The 13,926-nt window shown below is 60.2% G+C and carries 13 protein-coding genes; 4 read left to right on the plus strand and 9 right to left on the minus strand.

The window, feature by feature from the left end; translation table 11 throughout:
- Nucleotides 1-2: 2 nt before the first annotated feature.
- Entirely contained in the window at nucleotides 3-413 is a 411-nt protein-coding gene (locus IEX40_RS02985) for an amine oxidase (RefSeq protein ID WP_188745595.1), read from the minus strand.
- Between the two features lie 11 nt (nucleotides 414-424).
- On the minus strand, nucleotides 425-1,618 hold the full coding sequence (locus IEX40_RS02990; RefSeq protein ID WP_229680524.1) for a flavin monoamine oxidase family protein: 1,194 nt from the start codon (nucleotides 1,616-1,618) through the stop codon (nucleotides 425-427).
- 361 nt (nucleotides 1,619-1,979) lie between these two features.
- Here IEX40_RS02990 and fucP point away from each other — a divergent pair, with 361 nt between their 5' ends.
- Together fucP and IEX40_RS03000 are read left to right on the plus strand one after the other, a co-directional pair.
- On the plus strand, nucleotides 1,980-3,299 hold the full coding sequence (gene fucP, locus IEX40_RS02995) for an L-fucose:H+ symporter permease (protein WP_188745596.1): 1,320 nt from the start codon (nucleotides 1,980-1,982) through the stop codon (nucleotides 3,297-3,299).
- Between the two features lie 310 nt (nucleotides 3,300-3,609).
- Nucleotides 3,610-5,550, plus strand: a complete 1,941-nt coding sequence (locus IEX40_RS03000; protein ID WP_188745597.1) for a S8 family peptidase — start codon at nucleotides 3,610-3,612, stop codon at nucleotides 5,548-5,550.
- Between the two features lie 20 nt (nucleotides 5,551-5,570).
- Here IEX40_RS03000 and IEX40_RS03005 read toward each other — a convergent pair whose 3' ends face one another.
- The gene (locus IEX40_RS03005; RefSeq protein WP_188745598.1) at nucleotides 5,571-6,500 is read right to left on the minus strand and encodes a pyridoxamine 5'-phosphate oxidase family protein; all 930 of its coding nucleotides are present in this window, start codon (nucleotides 6,498-6,500) and stop codon (nucleotides 5,571-5,573) included.
- A gap of 1 nt (nucleotide 6,501) precedes the next feature.
- A complete protein-coding gene (locus tag IEX40_RS03010) occupies nucleotides 6,502-6,906 on the minus strand; it encodes a VOC family protein (protein WP_188745599.1) in 405 nt (134 codons plus the stop codon).
- A gap of 137 nt (nucleotides 6,907-7,043) precedes the next feature.
- Between IEX40_RS03010 and IEX40_RS03015 the strand changes: the two genes are divergently transcribed.
- A complete protein-coding gene (locus IEX40_RS03015) occupies nucleotides 7,044-7,613 on the plus strand; it encodes a TetR/AcrR family transcriptional regulator (protein ID WP_188745600.1) in 570 nt (189 codons plus the stop codon).
- 139 nt (nucleotides 7,614-7,752) lie between these two features.
- Nucleotides 7,753-7,956: a hypothetical protein gene (locus tag IEX40_RS03020; protein ID WP_188745601.1), complete on the plus strand. Its 204-nt coding sequence runs from the start codon at nucleotides 7,753-7,755 to the stop codon at nucleotides 7,954-7,956.
- 56 nt (nucleotides 7,957-8,012) lie between these two features.
- Here IEX40_RS03020 and IEX40_RS03025 read toward each other — a convergent pair whose 3' ends face one another.
- The 5 genes from IEX40_RS03025 to IEX40_RS03045 form a co-directional block, all read right to left on the minus strand.
- Complete coding sequence (locus IEX40_RS03025; RefSeq protein ID WP_188745602.1) at nucleotides 8,013-8,531, minus strand: retropepsin-like aspartic protease family protein; 519 nt, start codon at nucleotides 8,529-8,531, stop codon at nucleotides 8,013-8,015.
- 73 nt (nucleotides 8,532-8,604) lie between these two features.
- A complete protein-coding gene (locus IEX40_RS03030) occupies nucleotides 8,605-10,932 on the minus strand; it encodes a DNA polymerase II (protein ID WP_188745603.1) in 2,328 nt (775 codons plus the stop codon).
- 6 nt (nucleotides 10,933-10,938) lie between these two features.
- Entirely contained in the window at nucleotides 10,939-11,934 is a 996-nt protein-coding gene (gene mvaD, locus IEX40_RS03035) for a diphosphomevalonate decarboxylase (protein ID WP_188745604.1), read from the minus strand.
- Nucleotides 11,935-11,992: 58 nt separating this feature from the next.
- Complete coding sequence (gene mvk / locus IEX40_RS03040) at nucleotides 11,993-12,931, minus strand: mevalonate kinase (protein WP_229680526.1); 939 nt, start codon at nucleotides 12,929-12,931, stop codon at nucleotides 11,993-11,995.
- On the minus strand, nucleotides 12,903-13,913 hold the full coding sequence (locus tag IEX40_RS03045) for a mevalonate kinase family protein (RefSeq protein WP_188745605.1): 1,011 nt from the start codon (nucleotides 13,911-13,913) through the stop codon (nucleotides 12,903-12,905). Before IEX40_RS03045 ends, mvk begins: the two co-directional genes overlap by 29 nt.
- Nucleotides 13,914-13,926 lie beyond the last annotated feature (13 nt).

A 13,926-nucleotide genomic window follows, 5' to 3' on the forward strand; every position in this document is an offset into this window, starting at 1 on the left:
CACTACTCAACCGCGGCGCACCGGGCAGACACTTCGCAAGTAAAGTGATCCCAGTCCGTCGCCGCGGCCTGTAACACCTTAGCGATATAGTCGAGGCTCGGCTTGTGCTCGTCGGGAAAATTGGACAGGGCGCAGGAGGTACGGTGCTTGGTTACAGCGTACTCAAGCAGCTCATCGATCGCACCCTCGAAAGCGTGCAGTACTGCCGCCCGATCCGATTCAGAACGCAGCCCGGTCAAACCAGGTTTGACCAACACCAGATCGTAGCCCTGTTTTAAAATGCCGGTCAGGTTACGCAGCATCAGCTCACCGCTGTTCTGCTTCGACAGATCCCGATTGACGCTGCGGTCGTAATCCCGTTTCATGCGCTGCCGCCAGGCGGCGATCTCGTTTTGTAGCTCGGTCAGCGGCATACTCGCCTCCTTCACACCAACTTTGTCATCGGCTGTCGTCCAAGCTGCAGCACTGCTGCCACCCGTTCTGCCGCCTCCAGTGCCCCTTCCATATAGCCGCCGAATTCCGCTGCGGTTTCGGTGCCGCAGAAATGGAGTTTGTCATTCCAGTGATCGAGTTCGAACCAAGGGTGACCGTAGCGGGGATGCTCCATTGGCGGCAGATCATCGGCTGCAGTCGCCGTCAGCGGTTCATCGCTCCACTCCTTGACCATCACCTCTTCCGGTGACGCGGCCTGCGGCCCGAACAGGTCGATCAGTTGATCGAGGACCAACGCATACAGGTCATTACGGTATTGCCTGCGCATCGGAGCCGGGATGGCAAAGAAACCGGACAGTGCCGCCTGGGTGCCATCTTCCGACCCGGCATCGAACACCTCGCCCAGCACCGCTCCGGCGTAGCCCGCCAGAACCGATCCGCTGAGACCGCCCTCCCGCCAGAACGGTTCAGAGTAGCGAATCAATGCCTTGGCGTGGCCCGCCATCCAGGTCGGGGTGTTTTGCATCAGCGCCATCAGACGAGGATCGAGCGCAGGTGTGAAGCTCAGGTTGGCACCTACCACCCTGGGGGGCAGGCAGAGTACCACTTGGTGCGCCGTTACCTGCACCTCGCTGCCACCGGTGTTCAGACTCAGCTCGACCCGGTCGCCACGGTCCCTGAGACCCAGCAGATGGTAGTTCAGCTGCAGATTATGCGGCGGCAGTCGCCGAAGCAGCTCGTCGGTCAGCCGTTCGCTGCCCCCTGCGACCCGCCGCGCCGATGCGTAGGTGGCATGATCGAAGTAGCGACGTGGCGGTGTTTCGCGCCCGGTCTGATACAGGGAGTCGCCCTCCAGCCACTGGGGGAAGAGTGTCAGGCCGAACTGCTCGACGAGTGCAGCGATACGCGGTTGGGAGTCGGGCCAGATCCAGCCCGCGCCCAGATCGTAGCGGAAACTTGGATCCGGCAGGGTTGCGGCGCCAATCTCGATACGCGACGCCGGTAGACTCAGCACCCGCCCACCAAAACGGCTGCGAGACTCAAACAGTCTGAAGCGGCATCCCGCCTGCTGCAACTGATACGCCAGGAAGAGTCCGGATAACCCACCTCCGATAATTGCCACATCCAGCATCGTACACCCCGTTCGCTGCGGCTTCGCGCTCGGCACACACAGCTCTTGATCCATTCAGTCACCGGCCCACCGCAACGGCTCGGCCCCTATACCGACTTTCAGGATCCGGTCCAACTTGGCCCACAACTAGAGCCTTGCAAAATCAACGAGTTGAAAATTCGGTACAGGCTGCTCCCGGTCGTAATGCCACACTGTCTGTCACGAACCCCACAACCTGGAACATCCATCGGGCGTCTGCGGAGGCCGTGCAAGCCACGCGATGACCCACGCTTCCTTAAGCTTCGTAACACTTTGTTACGTATGGTTCTCCCCTTCGGACACTTATACTGACGCCGCGAGAGGCTGACCGACGACTGTCTTCAGTCGCCTCGGCTCCGAGCACGATATAACGATAAAGAGATACTCAGAGGTACACATGGCGAAGATAACCGACAGTGCCGGTATGGCGCGAGTGGAGCACGACAGCACCGCTCGGCAGAGCTCGTACAGCTTCGCCCTGTCCGCACTGACCTCCCTGTTCTTCATCTGGGGGTTTATCACCTGCCTGAACGATATCCTGATACCTCATCTGAAGAACGTGTTCTCGCTGAACTACACCCAGGCGGTGCTGATCCAGTTCTGCTTTTTCGGTGCCTACTTCATTGTCTCGCTACCGGCCGGCAGCCTGGTAAAGCGGATCGGTTACAAGGGCGGTATCATCGTTGGCCTGCTCCTGTGCGCCGCTGGCTGTCTGCTGTTCCTGCCTGCGGCGACGCTCAGGCTCTATCCCCTGTTCCTGCTCGCCCTGTTTGTGCTGGCATCGGGCGTCACCCTGCTGCAGGTTTCCGCCAACCCCTATGTCACGGTGCTGGGCAACCCCACCACCGCATCCAGTCGCCTGACGCTGACTCAGGCGTTCAACGCCCTGGGTACCACGATCGCGCCGCTGTTCGGCGCGCTGCTGATCCTGTCCGCGGCCAGCGCCAGCCTCGACACGCTGAGCGCCGCCGAGCTGGACGCTTTTCGTCAGCACGAGTCGGAGGCGGTGCGGCTCCCCTACCTGCTGCTCGCCTGCGTCTTCCTGCTGCTGGCGGCGATCTTCGCCGCACTCAAGCTGCCGACGATCACCCACCATGAACCGGATGCGACAACCGATGAGGAGTCTTGCTCCGCCTGGCAGCATTCCCACCTCGTGCTCGGTGCCATCGGCATCTTCGCCTACGTCGGCGCCGAAGTATCGATCGGCAGTTTCCTGATCAGCTTCCTCGGGGAGGAGCAGGTCGCAGGTCTGGCGGAGTCAAATGCTGCGCACTACGTCACCTACTACTGGGGTGGTGCTATGGTTGGCCGTTTTGTCGGCGCCGTGCTGATGCGCCGCTACCGTCCCGGCCACTTGCTCGCCTTTAACGCCTGCGCGGCGATCCTGTTGTTGCTAAGCGCGGTGTTCAGCCAAGGCGCATTGGCGATGTGGTCCGTGCTGGCCGTTGGGCTGTGCAATTCGATCATGTTCCCGACCATCTTCGGCCTGGCACTTCACCGCTTGGGTACGCACACCAGTCAGGGCGCCGGTATCCTCTGCCTGGCTATCGTCGGTGGCGCGGTTTTACCTCTGCTGCAGGGCATTCTGGCCGATACCGTCGGTGTGCAGCTGTCCTATCTACTGCCACCGCTGTATTACGCCTACATCGCCTTTTACGGCATCAAAGGCTCGATCCCCAAGACGGAGATGCGCGTGTATCAACCGACTAATCGATGACCAATCTGAGGCAGTTGCCGCGAGAATGAACAGCCAGGTCATGCGCAAAATCGAATATCGACGAGCGTGAGACCCCACTATTCACCTTCCAAGCCCCCTAGAGATGCCAATATGGGAGCAAATCGGATCGTTTGATTGAATTTCGTTCATTTTGTAAACTTTTCATTACACTTCCAGCACCTTTTACCATTATGTACAGCGCCGTTAACTGACCTATACCTAAGGTATTTCCCGTCGCTTTATCGAGCGTTATACAACTCCCGAAACGGCGGAACACAACTCCACGACAAATCGAACAGGAGGGCGTTCCATGTACCGTATACGCATAGGTGTTCTCGCACTGCTGTTCATGCTGTTTGGCCTCAGCCTGAGCAGTTATGCCGCCATGCCCGATATCTCCAAACTCGATATTCCACGCTATGCGCCGGACCGTGTGTTGGTGAAATTTAAACCGGGCACCGCTGCTGCCGATATCGCCCGTGAGCACATGGCCGCAAATGCCCAGCTGCTGCGCACCATCCCCCAGATCGATGTGCAGGTACTGCAGGTCCCCTCCGGGACGGTGGAGACGAGCGTGGCGGCCTATAGCCGAAATCCGAACGTGCTCTATGCCGAGCCGGACTACTATCGACTGCTGGTCGTACCAAATGAAGAGCCTGGCCCAGTACTGATCACCGGCGCGGCCAACTACTTCAGCGAGCAGTGGTACTTGGAAAACCTCGGCCAGGCACATATCCAGAAAAACCAGGATATCCTTGGCAATGTCAGCCTGAATACGGTCTACGGTACCCCTGGCGCCGATATCAACGCACCCGCTGGCTGGGATATCGAAACCGGTGTTGTGGGAGACCTCACCTCCTATGACAAGCCCAAGATCGCGGTACTCGATAGCGGTGCCGACTGCGAAATACCCGATCTGGCCAACAAATGTCTTGAGAAGGTCAGTCTGGTTGGCGCAACCCCCGGTTTTGGCTATGACATCTGCCCAGCCGACGACCCAGCCTGCGACAACCTGGGCCACGGAACCTTTACCGCCAGTGAAGCGGGCGCTGATACCAATAACGGCGAGGGCATCGCCGGTGTCGGGTTCGACAGCGGCGTCGGCATCTTCAAGGTCTGCTACCAGGAGCTGGTTTACGACGGCATATTTATCTACCTGGTCGGCCTCTGCCCCGTCTCCGGCTCCGCGGCAGCGATCGTGCTGGCCTCCGATGACCAGTTCGATGGCGGCACGCTGGTGCGCAGCCAGTACCAGGTGATCACCATGAGCTACGGCAGCGATCTGATCGACCCGGACACTGGCGAGATCTACGCCACCGACCCGTCGACCGCCGAATGCGACGCAATCCAGCACGCACGCGATCAGGGCGTATTGGTGGTCGCCGCGGCAGGCAACAATGGCAACACCACGAAGGTGTACCCCGCCGCCTGCACCGATACCAGCGACAACTCCACCGTACTCTCTGTCGCCGCATCCGATCACGAGGATGACCGCGCCAGCTTCTCGACCTACAGCCGCAACCAGGATGACTGGGTGTCGATTGCAGCCCCCGGACAGGACATCATCGGTCTCTTACCCGGATCAGCCTGCGGCATAGCCTCATCCAGCGACAGCTGTGTCGACTGGTGGAGCGGCACGTCAATGTCGGCGCCACTGGCAGCAGGCGCAGCGGCGCTGGTCTGGAGCGATCTTTACAACCGGCTGGATGCCAGCGCCTCCCGAGCACCGGCTAGCTGCACCTACGCCGGCATGCCCTGTAACCAGGCGGTGCGTCAGCGGCTGGAAAATAACGCCGCCCAGGTTGGCGCCAATGGCCAGAATCTGTTGAGCTGGACCGCGCACGGCCGCCTTGATCTCGCCGCGGCACTGAGTAACGATGTGATCCCCTCTGGTGGCGGCGGCGACCCCGGCGGCGGTGATCCCGGAGCCGGACCGGTAGCCGCGTTCAGCTACAACTGCATCGGTCTGGTCTGCACCTTCAGCAACGCCTCTCAAGGCGAGGGAACGCTGAGTTATAGCTGGAACTTTGGCGACGGCACAGGCAGTAGCGACGAGAGTCCAGGGCACAGTTACGGCGCCTCCGGTAACTATCAAGTGACGCTGACCACTACCGACAACAGCGGCAGTGCTGAGGTCAGTACCACCCTGTCATTGAAGAGCGGCAAGAGGTCTTCGAGCGGAAGCGTGACCAGCGCCAGCTCAGGAGGCGGAAGCGGTGGCTCCTGTTCGCATCCGAGAAACAAGTGCTGAACGCAGCGTGAGACTACCGCCTAGACAACGCCCGTGTCCGACTGCAGCTCACGCCAACGGTACGGGCTTAGCTGCTCGATGAGCATGCCGCGCTTGAGGTGGAATTGAACGTTTCGCGCAAAACCGGGTATAGGCAAGGGTCCCTCCTCGGCCCAGAGCACTGAAGCCTCACCGTTCAAGTAGAGGTGATTACCGGTGGCGAAATCGACGAACAGCAGCGCGGTTTCGGAACAGGTCTCGACATTGCCCAGTGTGTTAAAGAAGTCGTTACCCTTAAAATCGGCAAACACTAGCGAGTGTGGATCCAGCACCTGCACGAACCCCGGCGGACCGCCGCGATGGGAGATATCCAAACCCGCTTGAGGCTCGGTCAGGTTGCGGAGCTGCCCGGCGGCTCTGCTGGCGATAAAAAAGGTATCCGACCTTGCGATCAGTTCGGCCGATTTGTCGCTAAGACTAGCCACCACACTGGCCTGTCCTCCCCGATCAGAGACCCTGCCGTGGATTTCACGTGGCACGATATACTTGGGGCAGTTACCGAAGCTTTGCTCTACGCCCAATACCAGTGTTTCCGGGGACACCGCTTTAATCCTGCCGTTGACCCTGTTTCGACGGCGGGTGGTAAACTGCAGTCCGAGCAGTCCATAGGGCTGCCCGGCACACAGCTGATCATACAATGGGTCAGCCTCATTCCAGGATGGCCGGACCGTCAATGAGTATTCATCGGGCGAACGGATAAAGCCGGGCTCGCCGTACAGTGCCGTCGCCCATAACACGCCGTTCAGATCGCTCGCCGCCAGCAGCAGCATCGGCAGCTGCGAATAAAACTCACGATGCTGATCCAGCAGCCACGGACGCAGAACTTTCTCACCGACACTGACAATCCTGTCAGCAACACCAGCGCGGCTTTGGACCTTACGCTCCCCGGCATGAAAAGCCTGCGTCCTCATCTCACCGCCCCCCTGCCGCGATGATTTCCATACGGATACCGCCCGGAATCGTGCACATCATGTGTTGCAGTGGAGTGCCGTTCAGCGACTCCGGTGCGAACTCAATCTCGGCACCATCATATGCCGCAACACGCTCATACACCTGCTGCAACGCATCGGCATCATCGACGGCCAATGCAAAGTGATGTAAACCGATATTGCACTTGCGGTCGAATGCCTCTGGCCGGTCGCTTTGAACCTGCCACAGCGTCAGCATGACGCTGCCATCATGCAGGAACACCGCCGGGTAGTCGGGCTTTTCCCCCACCCTTTCAAACCCCAGTACCTCGCTAAAGAATGTCACCGTCTCACCCAAATCGGGCACCGTAAGCCCAAGATGGTGAACGCCTCTAGTCAATCCGCTCATGACACTTGTCCTCCTGTTAAATAACAGTGAACAGATCTGTTCACCTATCACAAACTCTAGTAGACAGATCTGTTCACGTCAACAGATTTCGCGTAAGCTCGATAGCAACGTATAGCTTGAGTGCAACGAGACAGTCGATGACGCAGAAAGCCCCTCGCAAACAGCACCTGATCGATACCGCCTTCCGGCTGTTCAACGAACGGGGCTACCACGCCACCGGGATCGACCTGATCCTGGCCGAAGCGGGCGTGTCGAAAGCGACGCTGTATAAGCACTTTGCCAGCAAGGAGGCGTTGATTCTGGCGGTGCTGGAGCAACGGCACCGGCAGTTGCTCGAAGCGCTGCAGCAGCAGCTGGATAGCGATCCCCGCCCGCAAGGCGTTCTCGCAGTCTTCGATATGCTGGACAGCTGGTTCCAGACGGTGGAGTTTTTCGGCTGCAACTTTATCCGTGCCAGCGGTGAATATTCGGCGCCCGAGGACACCATCCATCGATTTGCAGGCGCCCACAAAACGAAGATGGGTAGACTGCTGGAGATGCACCTCAGACCACACTGCCCTGAGCAGAGCTCGCAGATCGCCAACGACCTGATGCTGCTTGTCGACGGTGCGATCGTTACGGCACAGATGCGGCAGGCGAAGGACGCCGCGAAGCGAGCCAGGATGATCGCGCAAGCCTTGTTGCTCGAGGCACGATGCACGGATTGAAGCCATAACCGCAACAGCCCGCCCCCGTTGATCCCTCTCGCCGCTGCCAAAGGCCGAGGTAAATCAAAAGATACTTCCAATATGCATCTTTAAAATACATAATGGATACATCTTTAGACAGCTATCGGGAGAGGTCAGGATGGTTCAGTGGTCAAACACCGAAATCGCCGTATTCGTGGTGGTTCTGTTCGCGATCGGGTTCAAGCTCTGGTCGGTCTGGCATGTACAGATCTGCGCCAGGGCGAGCCGGGAAGGCAAAATGATATTTCTCGGACTGGTATCGGGCTTGACGCTGTTTGCCGTCGCCGCCAAATTCTTCATCAGTTATCAGATGTCGATCTGATCCGGTCTGGATAGATCCGGTCTCGCATGACCCGGTCTGGCGTGACCCGATATCAACTATTGCGGCACTCTGAGCGTCAACCGACCTTCACGCTGGGTCAGCTCAAGATGCTGCATGAAGCTCATCCCCAGCAGCACGATATCATCGCTCATCCCGGGATTGATGCTGGCACTGACATCCTGCATGCGGATACCGCCCAGCTCCACGCTAGCCAAGGTGGTTCGATACACGGTCACCACACCGTTCGCGGTCATCGACTGCATCGGCACGCCGGCTCTAAGCCCCAACTTCTGCGCCAGATGTTCCGGTACACTGACACTGGTGGCTCCGGTATCAACCAGGAAATCGACCCGCTGACCGTTGATCCTGCCCGGTGCCAAATAATGCCCGGCGCGGTTGCGCTCCAACACCACTTCCGCCCCCAGGCTATCGGTCAGTGCCAGCGCCGCATTGGGGTTTTCCCGCGACTCGATGTAGTTGTTGAAATAGAGCGTCAGCATCGCCAGCACCGCGACCCAGGTCAGATGGGTCATCAGCCGTGCCATGCGTCGGCGGTTACGGTCGGAATCCTGCATGCTCACCTCGTATCAGCCTCATCCTGAATAGACCCACCGGGTTGGGTTTAAATTCCCTTTCATCGTCCGACCATCAGAACAGATCGATCTGTGGCGCCGCCAGCGCTTCGAACCCTTCACCGAGAAACGGCAGGATAGAATCGGCCACCGGCAGCAGCTGCTTGTCGACATAGTGCTGGTAATCGATCGGTGAACGCAACAGCTCCAAAGGCTCCGGGCCGTTTACCGTGATCAGGTACTGCACCGAATCGCCGACCGTGTAGGCGGGAGGCAAGCGTTGCTGTCTGCGTTCGGCCTCCAGCAGTCGGGCAGCCTTAACGTGAGGCGGTTGATTGTGGGTGTAGGCCTCCAGCGGCTGACGCAGTCGACGGTGGTAGACCAACAGCTCATCACTCCGGCCGCCGCGCAGACACTCGATCGTTTCAGCGATCAACGGGTGGTAGGGGCGATCGTGAAAGATGCGCGCATACAATTCACGCTGAAAGCTGCGTGCCAACGCGGTCCAGTCGGTTCGTACCGACTCAAGGCCACGGAACACCAGCTCCTCACCGCCCTTTCCGGTTCGCTTCAGTCCGGCATAACGTTTCTTGCTGCCCTTCTCGCTATGGCGCATGCGCGGCATCAAAAAGCGGCTGTAATGCGCCTCGAACTGCAGCTCCAGCGCGCTGTCCAGATCGAACCGCTCACGCAGTTGCTCACACCACCATCGGTTCAGCTCGACCGCCAGCTGCTCGCCGTAAAGTGACGTATTTCGGTCCGGCCAGTCATCGCCAAGCCAGACGAAAACCGAGTCGGTATCACCGTAGATCACCCGGTGTCCATGGTGCTGTTCGATCCGCTCGGCGGTCTGATTCAGTATCTGGTGGCCACGCAGGGTAATCGATCCGGAGAGGCGCTGATCGAAGAAGCGACACACCCTCGACCCCAGAACCCCATAGCAGGCGTTCATCTGGATCTTGATCGCTTGCGAAAGCGCGGCGTTGCCCTCCGCCTTGGCTCGATCGCGAGCATGCCAAAGCGTTTCGATGATCTCGGGCAGCAGCGTCTGTGAGCGTGAAAAGATCGCGCCATGGAAACCGGGGACCAGGTCGTCGGAAACCGCCCCCTCGGCACAGCCCTTGCTGAGCCCCAGAGGATCGATCTTGAACGTGCGGATGATGCTCGGATACAGGCTCTTGAAATCGAGCACCAGGATATGGCGGTAGAGACCCGGCCGTGACTCCATGACAAAACCACCGGGTATCGACAGATCCGAGCGCCCGGACGCATACTGCGGCGCCACATGCCCCCTGCGGTGCAGGGCCGGCAGGTAGAGATTATCGAACGCCTGCTGCGAGCCGCCCACCTTGTCCAGCGGCAGGCCGGTCAACCGTGCCCGTTCGATCAGGTACTCGATCAGGCCGGCCTTGGCGAAGATCTCGCTAACCAGGCGACAATCCTCCAGGTTGTAGCGCGCCAGCGCCAGGCGGTCTTCGGCATAGAGGCGCTGGATCTCGGCGCCGCGGTCGTCTACTTTGTCGATCGCCTTGCCGCGCCCGAGCAGCTCGTGGGCGACGAAGTCCAGGCCGTAGCGTTCGAAGCGCCAGGTTGCGCCTTTCAACGTATCGATGCCATCGAGTACCACCCGTCCCGGTATACGTGCGAACCAGCGCCCGTTCTGCGCCCGGTCCACCAGTATCGGCTGAGGTTCGCGGCCGATACTGAGCCGGAGCCCCTGTGCCTTGGCCCGTGCCTCCAGCACGCGCAGGTCGAAACCGATCACATTCCAGCCGATCAGGATATCCGGATCATAGGCGTTGATCGCGGCGATCATCCGTTCGAGCAGCTCACGCTCGCCCCTGCAGCTGCGGATCCAGGCTTCGTTCGGCGCCTCTCCATTGACCAGCACCAGCTCCAGCCCTGGCCCCTGCAGTGCCACCGACAGGATGCGGTCGGCGCGCATGGTGGTCTCGATATCAAGCGACAGGATACGAAATGCGGGGCTGTAATCGGCGGCTTTGAGCTGCTGCTTGCCATCCCGGTCGACGGTCAGCGCACTGGCGTGGATAAAGCGCTCCATGAGGTAGCGGTCAACCGGACGGATATCCTCCTCCATCAGCGCCAGCCCCGCCTGCCCCAACCGGGCAATCACGTCGCGGTAGAGTGACAGCGTTCTGCAATATAGCGCCGACACCGGTCGCTGCTGCAGATTACACAGGCTAAGCTCACGCAGTCGCCAACCCTGAAGGTCAGACAAGCGTTGTTGAATCGCCTCACGCTCGGCGGTGAGCACGAAACACACCGCCTCTTCGCTGTGGATATCGATCCGATTGGGACCCTCGGCGGTGGATAACCAGTACGACAGTTCGATGCTATCGTCGAGATCGCGCTGTTGACGCGTTAGAACGAACCCGGTGGCCACGTGGGATCAAACGCCGAAAGGCTGTACGATCTCCAGCCCCGGAAACTGCGCTTCGAGGGCTGGGCGCGAGGCAGCCTCGAACAGCAGCTTGAGGTTGGGGCCCGCATCCATGGTGAAGTAGACAGCCAGCCCTTCGGCACGCAGGCGCCACACCTTCTGCATCGCGGCGACACTGCCAGGTTGCCAATACAGCAGCGGCGGCCAGGATGCGATCATCGTCGCGTGCATCGACAGGGCGTTCTGCTCGGCCACGCTGCCAAGCAGAGCGAAATCCCGGGTTTCGATCGCCTGCTGCAGACGGCTCAGATCGGCGGCGGCCTGCAACGGCCAGCTTTGATACAGGTGGGCAGTCTCCTTGGTGCGCTGCATGCCGGCGCGGGAGTCCACGCTTTTTTCGCTCTCGTCCACCTTGAGCAGTCCGATACAGAGTCCGGGCCAGGTCTGCTCCAGCCGGACTCCGTGGCTGTCCAGACCGTCCTCGCGCACGCCCATCTGCCATTCGACAAAACCGTCAAACAGCGAACGGCAGGCGCTGCCACTACCCAGACGGGCGGCCACCGATTGCTGCGTCGGCGACAGCCCCAGCCCGAAAGCGTCGTCGAGCGCCTTGGTCAGTGCAGCGAAGCCCGACGCGGACGAGGCCAGGCCCGCCGCCGTCGGTATGTTGTTGACGCTATGGACACGAAACGCAAGCTCCGGATGGCGGCTGCGGAACAGATCGATAAAAGCACTGACCCGAGAGGCAAAACGGCTGTCCGCTGGCTGGCGCATACCGTTCAGCCACACCTCATCGCTCACCGACTCTATCGGTTCGACACGGGTTCGACTGCCGAGCTGATCCAGGGAGACCGATAGCGACGCGTTGACCGGCAGGTTCAGTTCAGTGTCACGCTTGCCCCAGTATTTACACAGGGCGATATTGCTCGGCGCGAAGTGTTCGGCACTCACCTTCGGCGTGGCAGTTTCCGGCAACCATCCCGCCATAATCTCGGCTCTATTCATCAGCTCCCCTACTTCGGTCTGTTGTTGCTGCGCTATGGCATATAAGGTTTTACCGCCGTTACCGGCGAGTGCATGTGGCGCCCTGCGCCGAAACGGCCACCGCAATCTGCTCGTACGCCAGATCCTCCGGTTGACCTGCACCGAGGGCAACCACGCAGTCGCCTAGACCCGAACCCGAGATCTTGGCCCCGTAAACCCCCTCTGTAGCGCGCAGCCGATACACCAGTTCGGACAGTTTGCCGTCATTGACGCCAAGCGTGTCCAGCAAACCCTGGTAGAAATTCATCAGCTCACCCAGCGACTGCCAGTCGCTCATCTCTATCGCCAGACGCGCCTGCAGACTGCAGCCCTCCATCAACCGGTCGAGACTGGCATACAGCGACGGGAAAGCGGCTGCCTTACGCTCAACCAACTCGAGCACTGCGGGGGTTTTCATCTTGTAACCGACATACCATAGACTCAGTTCAGGCAGCCCCTGCAGGGGGATCAGCTCACGCGGGACTACCCGATAGGCGATCAACCCGCCGTAAATACTGGCCGCCAGATCGGTTCCCGAGCCACGCCCATTCTGCGCCTCATGAATCACTTTTAGCGCAACATCGAACATCTGCTCGTTGCTCATGCCGGTTTCGGCAAAATTGTCCAGGGCGAAGGTTAATGCGGCCACCACGGCTGCCGACGAGCCCAGTCCCACCCGGTGGGAAAACTCGGATTCGATACGCAACTCCAGTCCGCTTGGCAGGCTGGGCAGCCACTGCCGCAACGTCGCAACGACAAACTGCAGATCGGGCGCATCGGGCAGCTCGTGCAGTGTTGCCCGGTAATCCCCCAATTCGCTGTGGACAAATACCTGGTCGTCATCGCGCGGCGTAAGCTCGACATGGATATAGCGGTTCACGGCGCAGGCGATCGCCTGGGCACCGCGTACCACCGCGTGCTCCCCCATCAGCATGATGCTGCCAGGAGCGCTAGCCTTGATCATCGAGTAGTCGGACACCTTGCTGATCCTCCCGTAATTGGCCCCAATGCCAGTCGCTCGGCATCTCCAGTTCTCCAGGTGTTCCCTCCGGCAGCCATACCAACATCAAGCCGCCGTTGTCACCGGATACGGATCCGGCGCCGGACACTTTGGCCGCACCGCCGTGCTGCTCAACCTGTTCCGCAAAACGCACCAACGGCGCCGGCACCACGCCGATACGGGTGAGCAAGCGGTGGTTCGCCCGGATCTGCTCCACCAGCGAGTCGCCGGCACAGAGCGCCAGTTCGATCTCGGCAGTAAGGTCGGCGAACTCACTCCAGATGGATGAGGTCGCGAAACCGCGCCGAACACGCTCGACGCATGCCCCGGTACTGGCAGCGGGGGTGCCGGTAAACACCCAGTACCAACCGTCGCCCAACCCCACATCACCCAATTGTAGTCGACTGATCCGGCCATCTCGCAGACGGACCAATCCGCCACTGCACACGGTCGCGGCATCGATCAGGCTACCCCGACCATGCTGCAGACGTTCGCAGTGATGCACCTGCTTGATCAGCTGATCAAGATCTTCGATATGGCCGAACAGCTTCAACAGCGCGGCGATCAACGCCGCAGAGGAGCCCATTCCGGCGCCGATGGGTATATCGGAATCGATGCGAACACTGCCACGGGGTATGGATTCCAGCCCGGAGATCATGCGTGCCATATCGACAGCATAGAAGGCGAGTTCGGCGGGCTTTTTCAGGATCTGGGTGATCGACAGTTCACCGCGCAGGTAGCGCTCGAAATGGCTATCGAGGCGACGGCGCAACGCCGCAAACTTGTCCAGTCCAAGGACATGGGTGCGCTCCTGCGCGTGCCAGCTTAACCTGGGTAGGCGATCCGGCTCGAAGTAGACGCGCATATGGCGGTCCACCGCCAGCGCCAGTGCCGGGGCACCATAGACCACGGCGTGCTCGCCGCTGAGGATAACCTTGCCCGGTGCGCAGGCGACTCGCATCAAGGTTCCTTGA

Source organism: Marinobacterium zhoushanense (assembly GCF_014641945.1).
GTDB lineage: Bacteria > Pseudomonadota > Gammaproteobacteria > Pseudomonadales > Balneatricaceae > Marinobacterium_D > Marinobacterium_D zhoushanense.